Below are 22,781 nucleotides of genomic sequence, written 5' to 3' on the forward strand. Positions count from 1 at the left end.
GAGCTAAGGGCGCTCCCGCCTTATTGTGCATGATCCGGCGACATGTCACGCACACGTTTTCGCCGTGTCAGGCTGTCAACCCGATCACACCCCACATGAACAGGGTTTCCAGCACGATAGTCGTGAGCGTCCAGTCAGCGGCGCGGCGGGGTGTGTGGGCTTCTGGGAGGATGCCGGAGGTGGCCAGGTAGAGGAAGGAACCCGGCGAAGGGGTGTGGTGGGCATCGTGTACGCCCGCTGAACGCTCCGCCACGTAGACCCCAGGGGCACCAGCGCGAGCATGGGCACCGGTACGCCGTGCAGGTGGAGCGGGTCGGGGGCCAGGACCCGGAGGAGGTCGGAGGGGACCGACCGGAGCATCGCACCGGCCGCGGAGGCCCGGACGCGATGGCGGCGCCCGCCGAACCGATGGGATGCGCGACCAGTTCGCCGAGGAGCGTCATGAGGGGACGCTGGCATCGACAGCGGGACGGGCACAGGGATGGCCATCTGCATCGGTACGCAGCTCCAGGTCGGTCGGCTAGGAGCACGGTAGCGGGCTGGGCCCTCGCTTTGCGGTGGGCGCGCCCTGTGGCGGCCTTGGCCCGTGTGGTTCGAGGGGCTTGGTCTGGGATTGGGCGCCGGGCAGGCTCAGGCGGCTTGAACCCCTGCGGCCCGATACCCGAACGGGGTCCGTGGGCGGTGGGAAAGGCGGCGCGGGGTGGGGCGGAAGGGGTCTAAGCTGTCTTGGCATGGTCGCGACGCTCCTGCATGAAGTTCCCCTGCAGGGCGGGGACGTGACAGACGGGGTGGTGCGCGTCGGAGACACCGTGCGCAGACCGGCCAGTACGTCGACGCCCGCCGTGCATGCCCTGCTGAGACACCTGGAGGCCGCCGGGTTCGACGGGGCGCCCAGGGTGGTGGGCATGGACGGGCTGGGTCGCGAGATTCTCACCTACCTCCCCGGCAGGACGGGCCTGCGGCTCGAAAGCGTGACCGATGAGGCGCTGGCCGGGCTGGCGGGGTTGGTGCGGCGGTTCCACGACGCGACCACCGGGTTCCCGCTGTCGGGCAGAGGTTGGGACGGCGGGTCGAACGACGACAGAGCGCCCGAAGTGATCGGGCATTGTGATGTGACCCTGGAAAACGTGGTGTTCCGCGAGGGCGGCCCGGCGACCCCGTACGCGCTGATCGACTTCGACCTCGCCCGGCCCACCACCAGGCTGTTCGACGTCGTCACGACGCTTCGCCACTGGGCCCCCCTCGCCGACCCCGTCGACCGTGCCCCGCTCCTGCGCACCGTGGACGTCGGTGCCCGGCTGCGCCTGTTCTGCGACGCGTACGGAGTCGAGCCCCGCGAGCGCCGCCGCCTCCTCGAACTGGCCAGGCTCCGCTTCCACCGCTCCTACGCCGTCATGCGCACCCGCGCCGCCACCGGTGGCAACTGGGCGAAGATGTGGGCGGGCGGCGCTGGTGAACGCATCCGCCGTGCCACGGCGTGGCTGGATGTACACGAAGATGAGCTTCATGCCCATTTGGTGTGATCCTTTGGGGCTCGCCCTCGGCGTGGCCCTCGATCGGCTTCTCGCCGACCCGCAGAGCCCTGCTCATCCCGTCGCGCTGTTCGGGCGCGTCGCGGGGCGGCTGGAGAAGTCCCTGTACGCCGACGACCGGGCGCGTGGCGCGCTGCACGTCGCCGTGTGCGTCGGCGGCGCGACGGCCCTGGGGGTCCTGGCCGTGCGCCTGACGCCGCACCCTGCCCTCCGTACGGGGGTCACCGCCCTGGCCACCTGGGCCGTGCTCGGGGGTACGACGCTCGCCCGCGAGGGCCGCCACATGGCCGACGCGCTGGAGGGCGACGACGTGCCGCGTGCCAGGGCCCGGCTGCCCCACCTCTGCGGACGCGATCCGCGTCACCTGGAGGCCCCCGAACTGGCGCGGGCCACGGTCGAGTCCCTGGCCGAGAACACCTCCGACGCCGTCGTGGCGCCGCTGTTCTGGGGGGCGGTGGCGGGGGTGCCGGGGCTGCTGGCGTACCGGGCGGTCAACACGCTGGACGCCATGATCGGGCACCGCTCCCCCCGCTACGAGCGGTTCGGCTGGGCCGCCGCCCGGCTGGACGACGTGGCCAACTACGTGCCTGCGCGGCTCACCGGTGTGCTCACCGTGCTGACCGCGCCGGATCCGGCGGGGGCCCGGGCCATGCTGAGCAGGGACGGGCACCGCCACCCCAGCCCGAACTCCGGCCGGTGCGAAGCCGCGTTCGCCGGTGCGCTGGGCGTGACGCTGGGCGGCAAGAACGTGTACGAGGGCAGGACCGAGGAGCGGCCCACGATGGGCGACGGGCCCAGCCCGGAGGTCGGGGACATCCGCCGCGCCGTACGTCTGACGCGGGCGGTGAGCCTGGCAGCCGCGGGCGCGGCCGTCGCCACGGCCTGGGCCCTGCGCCGCCTGCTCACCAAATGACGACAGGGACCGCCCAGATGAGGCGACCTGATGGGCGCCGGGCGGCTCCCCAGCGACATAGCGGGTAAGCCGGGCCCACCCGCAGCCCGGCTCAGGTCGGGATCGGCTGGTGATCCCGGACCCTCAAGCAGGTGATCCCGGATTCTCAATCCGGCCCGGCTGGGGTGAAGAACGAGTTCCTCCAACCGGCCCGGCCGAGGTCGAGGACGAGGTTCTCACATCATTCGGTTGAGGTTGAGGACGAGCCAGATCACGAACACCGCGATCAACGTGATGGAGATCAGCGCCTTCGCCGCGCTGTGCGCGACTTCCTTCCTGGCCGTGACCTGCCGGGCACTCTGCTTCCACACCTGACGCATGATGATCATGGCCTGGAAGCGGCGGCCGAGGAAGAACACGGCGATCCCGATGAGAATGAAGAGAATGACGCGACCGTCTGCAGGTTCCACGGAGATCCCCCTGTGGTCCTTGAAGCTCCCTGATCCCCCCGAAACATTTGAGAACACAGGATACTCGTGTGACAGCGGTTTGTGACGCAAATCACTGCTCCGGATCGACCACGATCGGCGCGTGGTCGGACGGGCCCTTCCCCTTGCGGCGTGGACTTCCCAGTCCAGATGCACCAATTGCCAGTTCACGGTCAAGATCTGGCCGTCGAGGTCGACCTCCTTCCAGCGCAGCCCGCACGCCTCGCCCCGGCGCAGCCCGCGCAGCGCGATCAGTTGGTAGCGGGCGAACAGGCGGTGAGCTTTGGTTTCTCGGAGGAACCGGCGGGTGTGCGCGGGTGTCCAGACCATGACGGGGGAGGGGGGTGGCACGCTGGTGTAGGCGTCGATCGGGTCGCCCCGGCGCTGCTTCTCCCTTTCCCGGTAGCTGCGGTAGTCCTCCTGGCAGGCGTGCACCTGGTCGTCGGTCCACACCAGCGGCCTGGGCCGGGTCTTGGCTGGCTGTGGGGTGCCATAACCCGTACAACGGTCCTGGCCTGGGCCGATGTGGCTTGCCGCGAGCGCCGCCGCGTGGCCCTCGATCGCGGCTCGCGCGGCGTAGAGATCGATGATGTCCTTGGTGTGCAACCGCCGGACGACGGCGCCGCGCTTCGGCTCGACGACGACCGGCCCCTCGCCGGCCAGCCGCCCCAGCGCCTCTCGCGCAGGGCCACGGCTCACCCCCGGCTCCCGTGTCCAGTCGGCCTCGATCAGCCGCCGGCCGCCGACGAGCTGCCCACGCTTGATACGCGCGCTCGCTCGCTCGCGAAGCTCGTCGGCAATGCGCTCGACGACCGACGGCCCGCTTTCGGACACGAGCCTGGACAATGGTGAATCACGGCAGTGTTCGACGCGATCGTCCAACAAGAGTGTCGGTCACTTCACCCGGTTTCCGACCGCGTGGACCGTGCCTGCCGCAGCGCCGCGAGGCGGCGCGGAGACGGGGGCGCCGGACGGAACCGCCGCGAACTCGACGTCCGGCTCCACCCAGTCCGCCGTGAAGCGGTACCAGTCCACCGCCGTGGTCGGTTCCGCTGTCAGCGCCTTGCGTACCTCGGCGAACCACCGCTCCCAGCGCGAACGGAAATAGCCGCCCACCAGACCTGCCCAGCTCCGGGTCGCATACTCGGTCAGCACGAACGAGTCCTCGTAACCCCAGCTCGTGAGGAGCCGTTTGGCCTCGGTCGCCAGCCGCACGGATTCGGCCGGCGAGCCTGCCCACCGTCTCACGTCGGCGACCCAGTGCCCGAGCAGGAAGTTCTCGTCGGTCGAGAGGACCGCGTCCTGGCCGTCGACGCCGTCGAGGAAGAGCGCCACCAGACGGTCGTACCGGTCCAGGTCCTTCGCGTCGGCGGCCTCGGCGAGGGCCGGAAGGATGCGTCGCGCCTCGTCATCGACCACCTGACGAGCGAGGTCGACGAGATCGAACCGGAATCCGGGCGTCAGCTCGCCGGGAGCGCCTGACAACATCAGACGCAACGCGGGCACCAGTGCTCCGGCCGGATAGCCGAGTGCTCGCGGGCCCACCGCGCTCGCCTGGTTGGCGCGCAGGCTCGGGAGGAGACGCTCGCGGTCAACGGCGTCGAGCAGTTCGCGGCGCGGGTTCCCGACCCACGCCTGCAGGACCCAGGTGTAGGCGGGGTCGGCCCGCCGCATTCCCGCCTCGACGCCGCGGGCGGCCTCGTCCGGCGGCACGCCGCCGGACTTGCCGCCCTCGTGGAGAAGGTCGACGGCCCACATACCGCTGGCCTCGAAGAGGCGGTGCTGCTCGGCGTAGAACGCGTCCGCGACGGCGTCGTAGTGCGGCGTGTCGCTGGCCGGCCAGTCCGGGCGAGATCTGCCGTCGGTGAAAACCAAGTGACATTTCGCATCACTTGCCGGAATGCTGGGCACGGTCGATGAGTTTTGTCGGTGGTGCAGGTCAGTCTGTGCATGACCACGACTTCTTGCGAGATCCAAGGCTGTGCCCCCAGCCATGACCATGTCATGTCCGACAACCCTGATCGAGGTACCGTGTCCGGCCCACAGCTCGACTCACCTGCCAAATCCGCGACCGCCGTTTCAGGTCGCACCCCGGCCGTGATCCGGCTGCTGGTGCTTGCCACGTTCGTGGTCATTCTCAACGAGACGATCATGATCAACGCGATCCCGGCGCTGATGGACTCGTTGCACATCACCGAGCAGACCGCGCAGTGGCTCTCGACCGCCTTCATGCTGACCATGGCCGCTGTCATCCCGATCACCGGATGGTTCCTGCAGCGGGTGTCCACCCGCCATGCGTACGCCACCGCGATGGGTTTGTTCCTGCTCGGCACCGCGTTGGCCGCCGTCGCGCCGTCGTTCGAGGTGTTGCTGGGCGCCCGCATCATCCAGGCGTCCGGGACGGCCGTGATGATGCCGCTGCTGATGACCACATTGATGCAGGTGGTGCCCGAGGCAGACCGGGGCCGGGTGATGGGCAACGTCTCCCTGGCCATCTCGGTCGCGCCCGCAATGGGCCCGACGGTCTCGGGCGTGATCCTCCAGTTCGGGTCCTGGCCGTTGCTGTTCGCCGTGGTGCTCCCCATCGCCGCCGTGATCACCTGGCGCGGCCTGAAGCAGCTCAAGAACGTCGGAGAGCCCCAGTTCAGCACGGTCGACTGGGTGAGCGTGGTGACCGCGGCCGCGGGCTTCGGCGGCCTGGTCTACGGGCTCAGCAGGTTCGAGGGCGGTGACGCCCGCGTCGCCGCCGCGATCGTGGCGGCCGGCCTGTTCGCCATCGCCGTCTTCGTCGTCCGCCAGTTGTCGTTGCAGAAGCGCGGCGTGCCGCTGTTGGACCTGCGTACCCTGCTCCACCGCACCTACACGGTCGCGCTGATCCTGATGTCAGTGGCCTTCATGGCGATGCTCGGCTCGATGATCCTGCTGCCGCTGTACCTGCAGAACGTCCGCGGACTCACCGCCCTGGAGACCGGACTCCTCGTGATGCCGGGCGGTCTCGCGATGGGGCTGCTCGGGCCGACCGTCGGCCGCCTGTTCGACCGGTTCGGCGGCCGGGTCCTGGTCATCCCCGGCGCGATCGGGATCATGCTCGCGCTCGCCGGCTTCACCCAGGTCACGACGACCATGCCGTTCTGGCAGCTCCTCGGTCTGCACACGCTGCTGATGGTGAGTCTGGCCGCGACCTTCACTCCGGTGTTCACCCTCGGGCTCGGAGCGGTTCCACCGTCGCTCTACTCCCACGCCAGCTCGATCCTGAGCACGCTGCAGCAGGTCTCCGCGGCCTTCGGCACCGCGCTCGTGATCACCGTGATGAGCGCGCGGGCTGAGGCACTGAAGTCCGCAGGAGTCACCGAGGTGCTCGCCAACCTCGACGGCATGCGGCTGGCCTTCATCATCGGCGCGGTGCTGTCCGTGGCTGTGGTCGTCACCGCCCTGCTCCTACCGGCCCGCGCGGACAGCACCGGCGAGCTCCAGGAATCCAGTCGATGAACGCTTCGATCCCTTTCTCCTCGCGCGACCTGCACGCTCTGCCGCTGCGGGGTGTCGGGCCGCGGGCCGAGCGACCGCGGTAGACCTGGCCATCACTGGCGCGGGCTGGTGTGGCCGAGGCGTGACGCGACCTGGACGGCACGCCTCTCCAGAGGGAGCGTGGTCGGCGGCTGCTCGACGACGGCCACTGCGTCACGAAGGGCTCTCAGGTCCGTAACCGGCCCGGGGTCTGCTGAGCCAGGCATCCGCCGCTGGGCGAGCTGTCTGACCGCGAGATCTGCCGAGACGAACTCGAATACAATTGACTTTCTGTCCAGAAAACCGTCATGGCGGAGGCGGCATGGGTCGGTTGGCGCGTCCTGGGCGTCGGCCCTCTCCCATCCCCGACCCCGGCAGTCTTCTCGGGCGCTTCGCCCAGGCGTTGCGAGACCTGCGCGACCAGGCCGGTGATCCCAGCTACGAGGCGCTGGCCCGCGAGTCCGGCCGGTTGGGCACGCCGTACTCCGAGACCTCACTCCGCAACGCCGCCTCCGGACGTGTCCGGCCGTCTTGGGAAGTCGTCGAGGCGTTCGTCCGTGCCTGCGCCGCCTTCGCGGAAGCGCACCCCCAGAGGGCGGCCGAGACCGCGCATGGCCGGCACCTGTCAGCGCTCCTCCACACCTGGGCGGTTCGCTGGCGCGAGGTTTCCCTCTCCGATGACGGGGCGGAACCAAGCCAGGTGCCCGGCCAGGACCTCCGGGCCGACCGGGCCGCCGCGGAACCACCGACGCCCCCGGGCAACCTGCCGTCGGCGCTGGCCGGCTTCATGGGCCGGGAACGGGAGCTGGCAGAGGGCACCCGGTTGGTCATGACGGCCCGCCTGGTGACCCTGACCGGGGTCGGCGGCGTCGGCAAGACCAGTCTCGCACTCCGGATGGCGGAAGAGAGCGCAGGCCGGTTCCCCGCCGGGGTGTGGCTGGTCGAGCTGGCCGGGCTCACCGAGCGGGCCATGGTCGACCACGCCGTCGCCACCGTCATCGGTGTCCAGCTCAACGCGGATCAGCGACCACTGGAGGCCATCGCCAAGGCGCTCGGAGGTCAGCGGGTGCTCCTGGTGCTGGACAACTGCGAGCACCTACTCGACGTGACCGCCGCCCTGGCCAGGGCGCTGCTGCGGGCCGTACCCACGCTACGCATCCTGGCGACGAGCCGGCAGCCGCTGAACGTGGCCGGTGAGCATGTGCTGGAGGTCGGCCCGTTCCCGCTCCCGGGCGACACCGGCACGGACTCGGTGGCCGTGGACCTCTTCGCCGACCGCGCACGGGCGGTGCTACCGGGGTTTCGCGTGACCGCGGGAAACCGGGCCACGGTGGTCCGGGTGTGCCGCGTGCTGGACGGGCTGCCGTTGGCGCTGGAACTCGCCGCCCGCCGCCTACGTACGCTCTCCCTCGACGACCTGCTCGACCGGCTCGACCGGCGTTTCCACCTGCTCGGGCCGGCGAGCGCAGAGCGTACGGCGCATCCGCGGCACAGGACACTGCGTGGGGTGTTCGACTGGAGTTACGAGCTGTGCTCGGCGGACGAGCAGCTCATGTGGGAGTGGCTGTCGGTGTGGGCGGGGAGCGTGTCCCTTGCCGACGCCGAAGCGGCGTGCACCGACGAGCGGCTCGGCCCGCACGCCGCGTTCGAGGCGCTCTCGGGGCTCGTCGACAAGTCGCTCCTGCGGCGAGCCGAATCCGGTGGACGGACCCGGCTGCACATGCTGGAGACAGTCCGGCTCTACGGGCAGGAGCGGCTGGCCTCCTCAGGGCGGGAGCCCGAAGCGCGCCGCCGCCATCACGTCCACCACCTCGGCCTCGCCTTGCATGCGGAGAAGGCGTACGCCACGCCGCGGCAGCAGGCATGGCTCGTGCGGCTCGCGGAGGAGCACGCCAATATCCGGCAGGCGTTCACGTACGCGCTGGCCGAGGGCCCGGCGTCCGACACCCTCTTCGAGGGCGCTTATGCGCTGTGGATGTACTGGCTCGCACGCGGGAAGGTCGGGGAAGGCGTCCATTGGATGCGCCGGATAGCCGGCCTTCACCCTGGGTCGCCCGATGACGACCTGGCCCCCGCCTGGTGCCGGGCAATGTGGAGCGCCGCGTTCATTCTGCTCGTGCACGGTGACCGTGACGGTGCCGAAGGCCTGCTCAAGCGCGTTGAGCCGGTCATCCGGCGCGAGGGCGAGGGTTGGCACGGCATCCGCGCCGCCGTTCACCAGCTACGCGGGCTCTCCGCGCTGTTCGTCGGTGACACCGAGAGGGCGGCGGAGCAGTCGTGGGCGGCGCTGCGCGCCGACGGGCACCGCGACGGCATGCTGACACGCCAGCAGGCGCTGGCGCAGCTCGGGCTGGCCGCGTCGATGCGCGGTTGCCGTGAGGAGGCTGCCGGCTTCTTCCATCAGGCGCTGGAGCTGTCGGAGTCCTGCGGCGAGATCTGGCATCGCTCCTATCTGTTCTGGACGCTGGCCATGGAGTACGCCGAGATCAACCAGCCTGAGGAGGCCGTCGCCCTGCTGCGGCGCAGCCTGGAGCTCAAGCGGCGGCTCGGTGACCGGCTGGGAGCGGCCACGGTGAGCGAGACGCTCGCCAGGGTCCTGGCACAGCGCGGAGAGCCCCGGCTGGCGGCGCTGCTGCTCGGCGCCGCGCACAGCATCTGGCAGCCGGCCGGAGCCCCCCAGTTGTGGGGCTTCTCGCACCTGGTGCACAGCCGCGACCGCAGCATCGGTCAGATTCGGCGAATTCTCGGCGAGAAGGTCTTCCAGCAGGAGTACGCCGATGGCGAGCGCCTGGGACTGACGCAGGCCCTGGACACCCTGGTCGCGTACCAGCGGTAGTCGTCACTGGTTCCGCACTTTCCGCAGCAGATCCGCTTTCCACGCGGAGTGCTCTGGCCTCGGATGTCCCCGCCCCAGACACTCGATGGACCCGCGGCGCCAGAGGCGCGCCGCGGCCCGAACAGTGAGGGAGCGCATGGAGATCCAACTCGCCGACGCACTCAAGGCTCTGCGTCAGGAGCTCTCCAGATCCATCAAGGAGAGCGAGGGCGAAGCGGTCCGGTTCCGGATCGAGAGAATCAACCTTGAGGCCCAGGTCGCCGTGACGGCCGGACGCGAGGGGGGCGCGGCCGTCAAGATCTGGCTGTTCTCGGGAGACGGCAAGTCGTCCAGGCAGACCGTGTCCACCCACACGCTCACGCTGGAGCTGGCGGCCGAGACCGCGGACGGCGACTACGTGCGGACCGGGGCAAGCCGGAGGCCGACGGGCGCGCTCCCTCGCGACAGCCGCTGACAGCGCCGCTCATCGAAAGGAGCGTCGGCACCCTTGGCCAGCGACACGATACTTGACCGAGTCGTCGAGATTCTCGGAGATGACGGGACGTTCCGCGGCTCCGGCTATTTGATCGCGCCGGATCTGGTCCTGACCTGTGCGCACCTCTTCAAGGACGCACGCGATGGCGACCGTGGCCTCGTCCGGCTGACGGACACCGGCCGGCTGTTGAGGATCAGCAGGTTCCAGCAGCACTCGCGCTACGCACCTGATGACGATGGAACGTACGACATCGCGCTGGCGGTGCTGGAAAGCGAAGCGCGGCCGGACATGTGGAATGCCCGGATCGCGAAACTGCGGAAGAACGCCGACCAGGTCCGCTATGACGTGATCGGCTTTCCCGAGTACGGCGTTGAGAAACGCCTCTCGGGCCGGCGGCAGTTCTTCGGCACGATCGTGCTCGGCTCCTTCGCTGATCCGTACCGACTGGAGCTGACCGTCGACTCCGGCCAGCCCGAGATCACCGTCCTCATCGACACGGCGCGGGGCCTTACCCCGGAGACGAGACCTTGGGCAGGGGTCTCCGGCGCCGTCGTCCTCGTCGGAGGGAAAGGCGTGGTCGTCGGCGTCTGTACCGGTCACCTGTCCCCCTCACTGCGTGCTGTCAGCGTCGCTCACCTGGAGGAGGACCCGCCACTGCGGAGCCTTCTGGAGCCGCGTGGCATCCGCCCGCTGGAGTACACCGGGGAAACCCCTCCCTCCGACCTTCGAGAACTCGTGCCGCACGACAACGTCGTCGCGGAGCTGGCGGACTCGGGCCGCCATCTCTGCGAGAAGCGGATATCTTTCGTCAAACCGGAACAACACCACCCGGCCCGCCCCGAGAACCTTCTCGCTCGGCTGGAGTTCGAGACCCCCGGCGTGCTCCTCACCGGTGCGGCTGGAGCGGGTAAGAGCCGCATCTGCCTGGAGACCGCCGCGCTGGCCCAGCGAAACGGTTGGCAGGTGCTGCACCAGCGACCGGCCACCGACCCGGCCGTCGAGCGGGCCGTCGACCTGGCCGTGCGCTCCGGTCGCGGAAAGGTCCTCATCGTCCTCGACGACGTCCGGCCGGACATCTCTTTCGACCCGGGCGCCATGCGGGAAGGAGCGGACCACCGGCTGCCCCGGGTCGCCGTCCTCGCCTCGGCCGGCCCGACCGCGTTCGCCACGCTCCGCGAACGTTGCGTGGCCCAGCTCTTCGGGCACGCGGCCGTGCCCGACACCGAGCCTTACCTGCGCCGCGTACAGCAGGCGATCCTCGGTTGCATCGCGCCCCGGCCCGACAAGGCGTCCGGATGGAGCGCCGAGGAGCTGGCTGGACTGTGCGGGCTCCGGCCCGGCCTCGCCGTACTGATCGCCGCGGAGGTCAGGCGGCGGGGCCCTGGGGAGCCTGCGGTGCCGCGCAGGTCACGGCTGCCGGGAGGCGAGCTGTCGAACTGGCTGCTGACGCACCTGCGTGCGGACGAACTGTTCCCGGATCCGGGCGCCATGGCCGGGCGCGGGCCGTACCCGCTCGCCGCGGCGGCGGCCCTGGCCGCATGCCCGCAGCCGCGTCCCATGGTCGAGGCCGCCGCCGGCCGGCTGCTGGCCGGGTTCCCCGAAAGCGGGTTGGACGCCGCGTCCGTGGTGGACACGCTGGTCAACCGGGGCTGGCTGGAGGAGCGGGAGGAACGCCTGCACAGCGTGCACGATCTGGTCACCGAGGAACTGCTGCGCTACTGCCTCGTCACGCCATCCGGCGAGACCTTGCACGGAGCACAGTCGGCTGCGCTGCTGGACGCCGCGCTCACGGGCACGGCCACGTTCGCCCGCTTAGCGCACCGGCTGCGGCTGATGTCCGCCGGCTATCCGGAGAGCGCGCTGCGGCCTCTCCTAGAGCGGCTCTGCGGCCTGTGGCTGGATCAGCACGCGCGGGAGGCAGGCGTGCTCCTGGGGGACGGCGACAACACTCAGGAGGCTGAGCGGGGACTGCTGGCCATGGTCGCCGGGCCGCCCTGGCACGCCGCGCTGACGCGAAACTGGCCGGTCGTCGCCGGCCCTTTCCTCCAGGCGGCGGAGACGGGGCAGCGGGCATCCCTCGCTCTCACGAACCTCCTGCACGAGTGCCCCAAGGGGCCTGTACCCCTGCCGTTGGTCGAGTCGGCGCTGGACTGGTTGCGGCGGTTCCCCGGCCACCTGGACGCGCCGAAACTGCTCGGCGTGCTGTTGCGCCGTCTCGAACCCGGGGCCGCCGGAGAGGAGTCGTGCCGGGCTCTGGCCCTGGAGTGGCTGTCGGAGAACAGCACCTGGTCAACCGCCTCCCGTGTGCTCGACCCGCTGCTGAGAAGCACCGCGCTGCCGGACGAGGAAGCCGGAAAGGTGGTCGCCGCCGCCCTGCGGTGGCTGGACAAGCACGGGGAGAAGCCCCGGGGCAGCTTCGTGCTTCGCCCGCTGCTGGAGCGCCGGGCACCGGGTGAGCCGCTTCGCGTCCAGTCCGCCGAGCGGGCCCTGGCCTGGCTCCGCCACCACGACACGCGTGCCGATGCGCACTTCGTCCTCAGGGCGCTACTGGCGGCCCAGGGCATCGAGGCCCAGCACTTTCATCCGGCCGTGTCGCACACCCTGAACTGGTTCGCGGCGCACGGTCAGTCCAACGCCGCCTACCAACTGGCGGATGTCTTGTTCGAGCTCAGGGACGGACTGTCGGCGACCGACGCCGTGCTGGACTGGCTCGACTCCCACAACACCCACCTGGAGAGCCTCCACCTGGTCAAGGAGGCGGTCCGGCTCAAGGAGAAGGACATCAGCCGGGAACAGGCCCGGCGCGCCATCGCCCACGCGCTGATCTGGCTGGAGGCCCACTCCGGTCCCGATGCCAAGGAGGTCATCCACGCGCTGGCCGGACGGGGCCGTCGAAAGCCTTCCCAGGAGAACCCCCGGGTCGTCGACCGGATGGAGTTCAGTTCGACGCAGCCGGACCAGATCGCTCGCCACGCCGCGGACTGGATGGATTCCCACGGGGTCGAGCGAATGTCCGCCCTCTTGCTGAGCTCGATGCTCGGCTTCTGGCACTGCGGGCCGGTGCAGGGGCAGCGCATCTCCGCCCACGCCCTCGAGTGGCTCAGAACCCACAGGAACGACCGCCGGTACGGTGCGGTACTCGGGGACCTGATGCGTCGAGGCCGGCTCTCAAACGAGCAGGCGGGGAAGGCGCTCGATCGAGCGGCCGAGTGGCTTCGCGAGACCGAGCACCCGCCTGGCGAGACCTTCTACGCGGGAGTCCTCAAGCTTCTGAAGACTTGCCCCCCACGCGAACCAGGCAGGGCGGAGCACAACTCCGCCCTCATCGACGCCATTCTCGCCGCCCGGCACCGCACCCGGAGACCGCTGGACGACGGCCTTGCGCCGCCGCCTTCTCCCATCCGGCTCAGCCTGAACGAAGCATGCTTTCTGGTCGGCGTTCCGAATCTCACCGAGAAACAGACGGCGCAGATCGTCCCGGCCATCCTCGACTGGCTCGAACTGCACGCGGAGCACCAGCGGTCCGACTTCGTCCTCCGGGGCATCCTGAGGTGGAATGACCTGCGCACTCCCGAGGCGCGGCGGGTCATCGACTTCGCCTTCTCGTGGCTGCACCACTGGAACGACGCCAGCCAGGCCAAGGCGGTCCACGACGGCCCGGCTCTGGTGATCACCGGCCTGCTCCGGCGCGCCGAACTCACCAAGGCGCAGTTGGGCGACGCGGCGACGCTGGCGCTCGAGTGGATGTCCCCCTGGTTCAGAAGGAGGTCCGGGCTCAACCCGACGCTGCTGGGCGCGCTTCTGGGCCGGCCGGAACTGCCGCCACGGCTCATGGCCGACGTGCTCCTGCGTGCCCTGCACTGGCGCGGCAAGGACATCGTGCTCCTCGGCCGCGTCGGCAGGGTGAAGCCCGAGGGGGAGAGCGAGCCGGACGAGCCGGGATGGGCTCTCGACGAGCAGGCGTTCGCCTGGCTGGACGCCAACCACGCCAGTCATGAGGCCGGGGGCGTCATCGGCGCGCTGATGTCCCGCCTGCTGCGCGCCCCGCACGTCGACGACGTGGTGGTGGAACGCGCTCTGGGCCTCGCGCTGACCTGGCTGGAGGAGTACTCGGAGGACTTCGGGAGCCACCACGTCCTCCCCGTCCTCCTCGACCACCAGGAACGTTTCGCGGAGCAGGGACGCCGGTTGCCGGGCCTCGCCCTGCGGTGGCTCGCGCGGCACCATGCGGCCTTCGGCGCGTTGCAGGTGCTGCGGCATTGCGTCGACCACCCCGGGCTCACCCCGCAAGAACAGCAGGAATCGGCGCGCTACGCCTTCGCTTGGCTGGCGGAACACGGGACGAAGAAGAGAGCCTCCTACGTTCTCCGGCCGCTGGCGGAGCTCGACCACCTCAACGAGGGTCAGGTACGGCTCCTGACCGATCGGATTCTGGAGTGGTCCTCGCTGATGGTGGACAGGCTCGAGGACCTCAACAGGAAAGGGCAGTTGCGGAATCCGAGTGTGGAACGTCCTGACCCGCGTTACGTGCTGCAGCGGCTGCTCGTACGGGCGGACCTGCCGCCGGAACTGTTCGCCAGGGTGGCGGGCGCGGCCCTGGACAGCCGGTTCCTTCCTGGCCTGCAACCCGCCTTCGACTGGGAACTACCCGGACCGGACGGGTGCGGCACCGCTTCCCTGCCGGACTTCGCGCTCGACGGTATCGAACCGACAGCCCATCTCGCCGAGGCCGGTGACGCGATCGCGAGCCTGCTGGGTGTGCGCGAACTCCAGGACCACAGGCCGAAGCTGATCAACCTCTCCCTGCGCTGGCTCGGCGAGCACAGCCGCAGGCCAGAGGCCGTGACGGTCTGCTCAGCGATCTTCAGGTTCCTCAGGCCGCTCACGGACGAGCACAACTCGGTGACCCGGTTCGCGCTCGACTGGCTGGACGCGCACCCGGCCGATGCAAGGAGCGCCGTCCTGCTCCAGCATCTCCTGGACCGGTCCGCCACCAAGGCATCGACGGCGGCGATCCGGCACGCGGTCGTCTGGCTGAACGTCCACGCTGGTGAGTGCGAGGCCACCTTCGTCCTGACCCCACTCCTTGGCCGTCCGGAGCGCTCACCGGAGGACGAGGCGATCACCGTCCGCCAGGCGCTCGACTGGCTGGACCGGCATGGGCTCCGTCCCCAGTCGCACCACCTGCTCAACAGCCTGCTGCGGCACGCGAGGCTGAGCTCCGCGCAGCGCGGGCAGGTCATCAGGCACGCCCTGGTCTGGGTGCGGGCCCACGAGACCCGGCCTCCCGTGAGCACCGTGCTGATCTCCTGCCTGAGGTGCTCCGCGCTGTCCGCTGACCAGCTCCGCGAGATCTGCGGCGCGGCGCTGGCCTGGCTGGGCGGGCAAGCCAGGGAGGCCGCCGCGCCCGACGTCGTCCGGGCTCTGCTGAGCCGCGACGACCTCGTCGACGACCAGATCGTCCGTGTACGGCGGTATGCGGACGACTGGCTTGCCCAACACCGCCTGGAGCACTCGGCCGGTTCCCTGCTCTCCGCCTGTCTGACGCGCTCCGACCTCGATCAAGAAAGTGGCAGATCACTGGTCGCGCACAGCCTGGAATGGCTCGACGAGCACGTCGAAAGCTATGCGGCCCACCAGGTGCTGGGCGCGCTGCTCTGCCAGGAGCACCTGGGCATGGGTAACGCGCGCCGCGCTGCGGCCTTGGCACTGACCTGGGGGGCCGAGCACCGGGGAACCCCTCCTGTGGCCGTGCTGTGCGACCTGCTCCTGGCACGCGACGACCTGCGCGCGAATCAACGCGAGAGAGCCCTGGAGCTCAGGACCGAACTCGGCGTCGAGGCGGCCGAAGAACTCTGACGCGCGGGCCGTATGGATGCGGGGAGTGAAGCGGGACGGTAGGTGATGAATCGGATGCTCCTGGTCAATGCCCGCACAGCGCCCGAACCGGTTACCAAAAGTTGACCCGCCGACCGCCGATTCCGCGGGCGATTCAGGTGTGGATGCGACCCAACCCGCTCGTGGGCCGAGGCGCGGAGCTCGCGCACTTCGCCAACCTGCTCGACGCGGGCGGGCGGCCGATGTTCGCCGTCGTGACCGGCGAGCCGGGCATCGGCAAGACGCGGCTGCTGGCCGGGTTCGCCGAGCTGGCCGTGCGGCCGGTCCAGCACGGTCAGGGCGCGCAGGTCCAGGCCGGGCCACCGCTCGTTCAGCCAGGCCAGCACGTCGTTGAAGTGGGTGTGCACGCCTATCGGCCGTGGCTTGTAGGCCAGGCGGGTGCCGTCGGCGAAGCGCAGCAGGCCCACCGAGCGGCCTCCCTGGTGGCCGTCGCCGACGCCGCCCATGCGTACCTCGGCGAGAGGGCCGGGGTCGTGGCCGCGGAACATCTCACGTATGAGCAGGTCGCGGTCGGAGGCCAGGCGCCGTAGCAGCTCCAGGTGCGTGGTCACGGCCTGCTCGCAGCACTGCGCCAGGAGCCTGGCCAGCACCGGGTACTCGGCCAGCAGCGCGCCCAGGTTGCCGCGGGAGGCGAAGTGGGCGACGAAGGAGTCGAACCGCTCCTGCGGGGTGTCACCGGCCAGCGCGTCGCGTACGCGCAGCACGTTCAGCTCCAGCACCAGCGCCCGTGCGGCCAGGGTGGCGAGCTGCGGCCCGAGCGTGCCCGCGACCTGCTCGCGCAGCGGGGCCGGGTCGATCAGGGTGTCCAGCCCTTCGGCCGCACCGCCGCGGCCAGCTCGTCGACCGCGTGCCGGGCGAATGGCGCGACGACGAGCGTGAGCCCGGCGTGCCCGCCCGGCGGCACGCCGCCCTCGGGCAGTTCCCCCTGCGGGGGCATCGCGGCGAGGACCTCCTCTGCCCTGGCCGCCCATCCTGGCAGGGAGGCCCGCCCGGCCAGCTCCTGCGCGGGTTCGGCGAGCAGCGCGGTCAGGTCCGCCTCCTCGATGCCCAGCTCGGCGAGGCGCCGCTCGAAGCGCCCGTCCCGATCGAGCCGGTACGCCGTGCGCCACCGCTCCACCCGCCGCCGTGCCCGGTCAGCCGGTTCCTGTCCGGGGTCGGCCGCCGGAGTGCCGGGCAGCGCGAGTCGTTCGGCGAGGTGGAGGCCCGGCGCCCACCAGTGGGCCGGCATTCCCACCGGCACGGTCGCGGTGGCTTGCTGTTCTCCTGCTGCTGGGACGGCTGTCGGGGACATGGGCTCCCTCACTGCTCGCGATCAGGTCGCTGACTGGCAGCAGGATGCCGCGCGCAAGGAGGAGATCATGGAGCGCACCACCCAAGGAGGCCGACGGCCGCTCGCACGTATCGCCGCCGGCGCGGTCACACTCGCGGTCGCGGGCGTGCTCGCCCTCGCGGGGCCACCGGGAGCTGGTAACCCGGCTGCGCGTGCCAGGAGAGCGCGTGCCAGGAGAGCGCGTGCCAGGAGAGCGCGTGCCAGGAGAGCGCGTGCCAGGAGAGCGCGTGCCAGGAGAGCGCGTACGCCGACGCGCTCTCCGCAGGCGCCCGCCTGGTCGCCGGCGGCCAGGCGCGATCATGCATGTCTCCGATCAGAGCACGCGCGAGGGACGCCTCAACCTGGTGGCAGAAGAGCACATGGGCATCAGGTCACCAGGCCCCGGCGGAAGGCATAGACCACCGCCTGCACCCGGTCACGCAGGTCGAGCTTGGTGAGGATGCGCGACACGTATGTCTTGACGGTCTCCTGGCTGAGCACCAGCGTCTCGGCGATCTCGCTGTTGGACATGCCGTTGGCGATGAGGCGCAGTACCTCCAGTTCGCGCGGGGCCAGCGCGATGTCGTCCTCGGCGTCGGGAACGGGACGGATCCGGGTCGCGTACCTGCCGACGAGTTGCCGCGTCACCTCGGGCGCGAGCAGCGCGGCACCGGCGGCGACGGTGCGGATCCCGTGCAGTAGCTGCCCTGGCGGGGCGTCCTTGAGCAGGAACCCGCTGGCTCCCGCGCGCAGCGCCTCGTACACGTACTCGTCCAGGTTGAACGTCGTCACCACGAGCACCTTGACCGGATGCTCCACCCCGGCGCCGGCCAGCCTGCGGGTCGCCTCGATGCCGTCGAGGATCGGCATCCGTACGTCCATCACCACCAGATCCGGGTCCAGCCGGCGGGCGAGGTCGATGGCGGTGTGCCCGTCCCCGCACTCGCCCGCCACCTCGAGGTCGGGCTGGGCATCGATGATCGTCGAGAACCCGGTGCGGATCAGCGGCTGGTCGTCGCAGATCAGGATCCTTGTCGGCGCGTTCACGACGGGCTCCCCGCGGGGATGTGCGCCCGTACGGCGAAGCCGCCGTCCGCCCGCCGGTCCGCGCTGAACTCGCCGCCCAGCGCGTCGACCCGATCGCGGAGCCCGGCCAGACCCCGCCCGCTCCCACCAGGAGAGCCCGCGGTACCCGGGCCGTCGGTGCTGACCTCCACGATGATCTCCCTCGCGCCATGGCGCAGGCGGACCGCGGTACGGCTGCCGCGGGCGTGCTTGAGGGCATTCGTCAGGGACTCCTGTACGACGCGGTAGGCCACGAACTCGGCGCTGCCGGGGGTTTCCGCAGGCTTGCCCTCCTCGGTGAACTCCACCGGCTGCCCGGCCTGGCGGGTCCGCTCCACCAGCGTGTGCAGGTCGCCGACCGACGGCATCCTGACGTCCGCGTCATGGTCGGGGTTGAGCAGGTCGAGCAGGTGCCGCAGGTCGGTGAGGGCCCGCCGCCCGGTGTCGGTGACGGCGGTCAGGGTCTCGTCGAGGCGATCGGGTACGGCGGTCAGGTAGCGCGCGGCCTCGGCCTGCACGACCATCGCCGTGACGTGGTGGGTCACCACGTCGTGGAGTTCACGGGCGATGCGCGTGCGTTCGGCGGTCCTGGTGGTCTCGGCGATGTGGCGGCGCCGTTCCGCCTCGGCGATCCGGGTGGAGCGCAGCCAGGATCCGATGCACCATGCGGCTGCCAGCCCCAGGTAGAAGGCCACGAACCCGTCCAGGCCCTCGGGCGAGCCGAGCCCGTCGAGCACGACCGCCAGTGCGATGTACACCGCCGTCAGGATGGCCAGGGTGAGCCGCCGGTGATGTGCCAGATGCGCGCCTGCGCTCACCAGCGCCACCGGTAGCGCGGTGCCCGCGACCAGGTGGTAGCTGCCGAGGTGGGCGAGGACGAAGCCCAGCGACACCACGGCGAGGCTGATGGCCGGCCACTGCCGGCGTACGGCGAGGGGCAGGCACAGCAGGGCGAGCACCACAGCGGCCAAGGCGTCGAAGGGACGCGCCGGGAGGTCGCCGACCTGCGTCTCGTGGCCGCGGAGCACCGGCAGGAACGAGGCGATGATGAGCAGCAGTGCGAGCGGGAGATCCCGTAACTTGACGTCACATCTGCGCCACAGATCCAAGACCCGTAGGAGATCGCTCACGGGGAGAGCCTAGTGGCTGTGCCGTCGCGGCGGCGCTGTCGCGAGGTCCCTTTGTCCCCCGTGCGAGCTACCGGCGAATGTCCACTGTGCGGTGACGATTTCGGGGTGGTCGCTTCCCTAGCGTTACTTCTCAGTCACGGCGCGCCTTCGCCCGTTTCTCGCCACACCGCCGCCGTACGAACCGCTCTCCCAGTGGAGGACATCGTGTTCCGCAAGATCAAGGCATCCGTCGGGGTCACGCTGTGCAGCATCGTGGTCGGTGCCGCGCTCGTCGGCTGCGGCAGCGACTCGGGGACGGACTGGAATCCCTTCGGGCCCACGCGGAAGGCCGATGCCGAACCGATCTCGGGAACCGAGAGAATCAAGGTTGCCGGCCAGTCGGTGAACGTGTCGTGCTCCGGGGATCCGGCGAAGGGCGGGCCGGTCGTCATCCTCATGCACGGAGGCGGTGACGGCCTGGACAAGCTGGCCGCCCTCCAGAAGACGCTGAGCAAGAAGAACCGGGTCTGCTCCTACGACCGGCTGGGGGCGGGTGCGAGCGACAAGCCGACCGGCCCGCAGAGCTTCTCGAGCACTGGGAAGGTGCTGACCGGGGTGCTCGACCGGGTCGCGGGGGACAGTCCGGTCGTCCTGGCGGGGCACTCGCTGGGTGGGCTGATCGCCGCCCGGTACGCCCCCGACCACAAGGACAGGGTCAAGGGACTGGTCCTGCTGGACACCACCTCACCTACGATTGTCGGCGACATCACCAAGGCGATCCCGGCGTCCGCGAAGGGGCCCGCGGCCGAGGTGCGCGCCCAGAACCTCGCGATATTCAAGGGCGCGAACCCGGAGAAGCTCGTCATCACCGACGGCAAGGTCCGTTCCGCCGGGAACATCCCGGTGGAAGTGGTCCAGCACGGCGAGCAGTACCTCGCGGCCATCCCCGAATACGGCCTGCTCCTGGAGAAGGCCTGGTCCGCGGGCCAGCGCAAGTGGCTCGCGCTGTCCGGCAGAAGCAAGCTGAGCACGGCGGCCAAGAGCGGGCACTACATATACCTCGACCAGCCCGAAGTCGCCGTCCGCGCGATTGAGCGCGTCGCCGCGCTGGCCTCCCCCTCCGCTGGCTGACCGCGTGCACCACCCGGGTGGCCCGGCCCACGCCGACCCAGCAACGCATCGGAACGGCGCGGTGACCACCCGGCCGGCTCTGGTCGACGCCGGCGTGAAGTCCGCTCCTGGCGGCTTCACCTGCGCACTCGCCCGTGGAAGAGATCTCCTCGGGCTCCCCGACCTTAGGACTCCCGCCCGATGAGGGCATCGCTCACCTACGTGAGGACCCCACTGTTGATGCTCGTCACGCGGGTCCCATCGGTCGAACCGCCGCCTTGGAGAGGAAGCCCGATCACCAGGCGTTGCAGGAGCAGCTCCAGAACAGCCCGCACCCCTGTTCGGTCGACCAGCACACACGATCAAGACTGGCCGTCCGTGAGTTGGGCGAGGCGGTCCCAAGCTGGGGATGAGGCTCCGGGCTGGGATTGCTCGGCCAATCGGGCGATGGCGGGGTTGTGGACGGGGCTGGACTCGGATCGGCTGTGGCGGTTGGTGAACCAGTTCTTGGTACGGTCCGCGAGGTCGAGGAGGCGGGGATCGTTCGGCGACCAGTCGTAGGCGGCGTCATAGTCCAGGTAGAGGGCGCGGAACTCAGGATCGGTCATGAGTTCGCGTTTCTCGGAGATCCACAGGGAGGTGTCCTCGGGTGAGGCCGTCTGCATGAGGATCCAGCCGTCGCGCTCTACCTGGATCGCGCGTTCGCTGACGCCGAGGTCGCGCAGGTCGTCGAGATAGTCGGCGACCTCGGGGGAGACGAAGAGCCGGTCGCCGCGGCGTAGCTGGGCGAGCTGGTCGCGGGTTCGTCCCAACTGCGCGATGCGGTCTTCAAGGTCGTGATCGATCTCGGCGATGGCCGCCGTGAGAGTCTCCGGGTCGGCGTCGAGAAGGTCCCTGATGCGGGCCAGTGGCACGCCCGCATGAGCCAGGGTTCTGATCTTGACGAGGGTGACGGCGTCTTCGGCGGTGTAGCGCCGGTAGCCGGAGGAGTCGCGGTCGGGTTCGGTGAGCAGGCCGCGCTGGTGATAGTGGCGGATGGCCTTGATGGTCACTCCGGCGTAGTCCGCGAGCTGGCCGATCGTGAGCATGCTGGACATCCTTCCACCTCGGTGTGGAGCGGTCAGATCCGGCGGGTCAGACGGCCGCCGCCGTTGCGGAAGCGCGCCTGGCCGTCGCGGACGTCGTGGAAGGAGACGAGGAGCAGTCGCAGGTATCCGTCGAACGCCTCCAGCGGGTAGCCGGCGGGTGCGAAGAGGCCCGGCCGGATCGGCACGTAGCGCTGCGGCGGGGCGGAGGTCATGCCGCCGGCGAACTCGGTGAAGATCCGCTCCTGCGATTCGTCCGCCGGTTCGTAGGTCGTCCGCTCCTCGAGTTGGCCGTCGACGACGGTGACGTCGATGCGGAGCTGGTTGGAGCGGTAGGTGCCCACGTAGGGGGCGAGGTCGACGTCCTGCTCCACTTCGGTGACCAGGGTGGGGATCTGGACGCCGAGATGTGCGCTCAGGAGCCACTGCAGCATCTGGTCCTGCAGCATGATCGCCCCCGGATTGTTGCCGAAGGCGGTGAAGACCAGGTCGTGTTCGGGGACGACGCACAGGATGGACACGCCGCCGGGCGACGCGCCGGACATGGCCAGGACGGTCGTGTCGCCGAACGGGTATCGCACCCAGCCCAGGCCCATCGGCGGGACGTTCGGGGTCGCCATGTCGTGCGAGACCTGCTGCATCAGCGCGGTCGACGCGGCTGACAGGACGCGGGTGCCGGACGGGGACACACCGCCGGCAAGGTGGGTGTGTCCGAAGGCGAGCAGGTCGGCGATGGTGCCGATCGGCGTGCTGCCGGCCGGTCCCCAGGTGTCGGGCAGCATGAACATGCCGGTTGGCTTGGCCGCCATGGTCTCGGGGTCGAGGAAGTGGCCGATGGCCGTGCTGCGCAGGATGGCCTGCTCCGCTGAGGTGCTGGAGTTCTTCATGCCGACGGGTGCGTAGATGTCGCGCTGGAGCAGGTCGGGAAAGGGCATGCCGGTCACCACTTCCAACAGGCGGCCCGCGACGATCATGCCGCCGTTGGAGTAGCTGAGCTGCTCGCCGGGCTCGAACAGGGTGCCGCAGTTGCTCGCGAGACCGCTGACGTAGGTTCTCAGGGCGTCGCGGCCCTTGGCATCGGGGAAGAACAGGTCCGCGTCGATGCCGTTGGTGTGTGAGATCAGGTGCCTGACCAGGATCTTGTCCGCCGCGCCCGGCGCGGTGAGCACGAGTTCGGGGAGGTACTTCGTCACCGGGGTGTCGAGGTCCAGCAGCCCGCGGTCGACTTGCTGGAGGACCAGGGTGGTGGTCAGGACCTTGGTGACGGAGCCGAAGAGGAACCCGGTGTCGTGGAGCATGGGCGCGCCGGTGGCGATGTTCGCCGTGCCGTGGGCGACGATGATCTGCTCGCCGGCGCGGTAGACGCCGGCGACGTATCCGGGGATGTTGCTGGACTCGCAGTGGGCGGCGGCCTGCTCGCGGATCTGGGCTTCGACGGCGTGCAGTGCGTTGTCGGTCATGCAGAGCATCGTCGA

Annotated in this window: 15 protein-coding genes and 2 pseudogenes; 8 read left to right on the forward strand and 9 right to left on the reverse strand. The window is 70.2% G+C overall.

Annotated elements, in window-relative coordinates; all coding sequences use genetic code 11:
- Window positions 1-731: 731 nt before the first annotated feature.
- Together ABD844_RS51640 and ABD844_RS51645 are read left to right on the forward strand one after the other, a co-directional pair.
- The gene (locus ABD844_RS51640; RefSeq protein WP_344897237.1) at window positions 732-1,523 is read left to right on the forward strand and encodes an aminoglycoside phosphotransferase family protein; all 792 of its coding nucleotides are present in this window, start codon (window positions 732-734) and stop codon (window positions 1,521-1,523) included.
- A complete protein-coding gene (locus ABD844_RS51645; RefSeq protein ID WP_344897240.1) occupies window positions 1,507-2,445 on the forward strand; it encodes a cobalamin biosynthesis protein in 939 nt (312 codons plus the stop codon). Before ABD844_RS51640 ends, ABD844_RS51645 begins: the two co-directional genes overlap by 17 nt.
- 215 nt (window positions 2,446-2,660) lie before the next feature.
- Here ABD844_RS51645 and ABD844_RS51650 read toward each other — a convergent pair whose 3' ends face one another.
- Both ABD844_RS51650 and ABD844_RS51655 read right to left on the reverse strand, forming a co-directional pair.
- Window positions 2,661-3,746: a GntR family transcriptional regulator gene (locus ABD844_RS51650; RefSeq protein ID WP_344897243.1), complete on the reverse strand. Its 1,086-nt coding sequence runs from the start codon at window positions 3,744-3,746 to the stop codon at window positions 2,661-2,663.
- Between the two features lie 60 nt (window positions 3,747-3,806).
- Window positions 3,807-4,787 (reverse strand): alpha-N-acetylglucosaminidase, encoded by a 981-nt coding sequence (locus tag ABD844_RS51655; RefSeq protein ID WP_344897247.1) that lies wholly within the window; start codon window positions 4,785-4,787, stop codon window positions 3,807-3,809.
- Between the two features lie 222 nt (window positions 4,788-5,009).
- Here ABD844_RS51655 and ABD844_RS51660 point away from each other — a divergent pair, with 222 nt between their 5' ends.
- From ABD844_RS51660 to ABD844_RS53540, 5 genes and pseudogenes are all read left to right on the forward strand, one after another.
- Window positions 5,010-6,401, forward strand: a complete 1,392-nt coding sequence (locus ABD844_RS51660) for an MDR family MFS transporter (protein WP_344897250.1) — start codon at window positions 5,010-5,012, stop codon at window positions 6,399-6,401.
- A gap of 340 nt (window positions 6,402-6,741) precedes the next feature.
- Window positions 6,742-9,255, forward strand: a complete 2,514-nt coding sequence (locus ABD844_RS51665; RefSeq protein ID WP_344897253.1) for an ATP-binding protein — start codon at window positions 6,742-6,744, stop codon at window positions 9,253-9,255.
- A gap of 136 nt (window positions 9,256-9,391) precedes the next feature.
- On the forward strand, window positions 9,392-9,709 hold the full coding sequence (locus tag ABD844_RS51670; RefSeq protein ID WP_344897256.1) for a trypco2 family protein: 318 nt from the start codon (window positions 9,392-9,394) through the stop codon (window positions 9,707-9,709).
- Between the two features lie 33 nt (window positions 9,710-9,742).
- On the forward strand, window positions 9,743-15,589 hold the full coding sequence (locus ABD844_RS51675) for a hypothetical protein (RefSeq protein WP_344897259.1): 5,847 nt from the start codon (window positions 9,743-9,745) through the stop codon (window positions 15,587-15,589).
- Between the two features lie 143 nt (window positions 15,590-15,732).
- Window positions 15,733-15,876 (forward strand): annotated as a pseudogene (locus ABD844_RS53540) (ATP-binding protein); the annotation flags it as partial.
- Window positions 15,877-15,900: 24 nt separating this feature from the next.
- Here the strand turns inward: ABD844_RS53540 and ABD844_RS51685 are convergent.
- From ABD844_RS51685 to ABD844_RS51705, 5 genes and pseudogenes are all read right to left on the reverse strand, one after another.
- Window positions 15,901-16,347 (reverse strand): annotated as a pseudogene (locus tag ABD844_RS51685) (DUF4135 domain-containing protein); the annotation flags it as partial.
- 77 nt (window positions 16,348-16,424) lie between these two features.
- A complete protein-coding gene (locus ABD844_RS51690) occupies window positions 16,425-16,919 on the reverse strand; it encodes a hypothetical protein (protein WP_344897262.1) in 495 nt (164 codons plus the stop codon).
- Between the two features lie 125 nt (window positions 16,920-17,044).
- On the reverse strand, window positions 17,045-17,263 hold the full coding sequence (locus ABD844_RS51695) for a hypothetical protein (RefSeq protein WP_344897265.1): 219 nt from the start codon (window positions 17,261-17,263) through the stop codon (window positions 17,045-17,047).
- A 61-nt stretch (window positions 17,264-17,324) separates the two neighbouring features.
- Complete coding sequence (locus ABD844_RS51700) at window positions 17,325-17,984, reverse strand: response regulator (protein WP_344897268.1); 660 nt, start codon at window positions 17,982-17,984, stop codon at window positions 17,325-17,327.
- Entirely contained in the window at window positions 17,981-19,132 is a 1,152-nt protein-coding gene (locus tag ABD844_RS51705; protein ID WP_344897271.1) for a sensor histidine kinase, read from the reverse strand. The genes ABD844_RS51700 and ABD844_RS51705 overlap by 4 nt, the downstream gene beginning before the upstream one ends.
- Window positions 19,133-19,336: 204 nt before the next feature.
- Here ABD844_RS51705 and ABD844_RS51710 point away from each other — a divergent pair, with 204 nt between their 5' ends.
- A complete protein-coding gene (locus ABD844_RS51710; protein ID WP_344897274.1) occupies window positions 19,337-20,242 on the forward strand; it encodes an alpha/beta fold hydrolase in 906 nt (301 codons plus the stop codon).
- Between the two features lie 341 nt (window positions 20,243-20,583).
- Here the strand turns inward: ABD844_RS51710 and ABD844_RS51715 are convergent, their stop codons facing one another.
- Both ABD844_RS51715 and ABD844_RS51720 read right to left on the reverse strand, forming a co-directional pair.
- Window positions 20,584-21,318, reverse strand: coding sequence for a MerR family transcriptional regulator (locus ABD844_RS51715; protein ID WP_344897277.1), 735 nt, complete (start codon window positions 21,316-21,318; stop codon window positions 20,584-20,586).
- Between the two features lie 23 nt (window positions 21,319-21,341).
- Window positions 21,342-22,766, reverse strand: a complete 1,425-nt coding sequence (locus ABD844_RS51720) for a serine hydrolase domain-containing protein (protein WP_344897280.1) — start codon at window positions 22,764-22,766, stop codon at window positions 21,342-21,344.
- Between the last annotated feature and the right edge of the window lie 15 nt (window positions 22,767-22,781).

This window comes from Nonomuraea antimicrobica, assembly GCF_039536965.1.
In the GTDB taxonomy this organism is placed as follows: Bacteria; Actinomycetota; Actinomycetes; order Streptosporangiales; family Streptosporangiaceae; genus Nonomuraea; species Nonomuraea antimicrobica.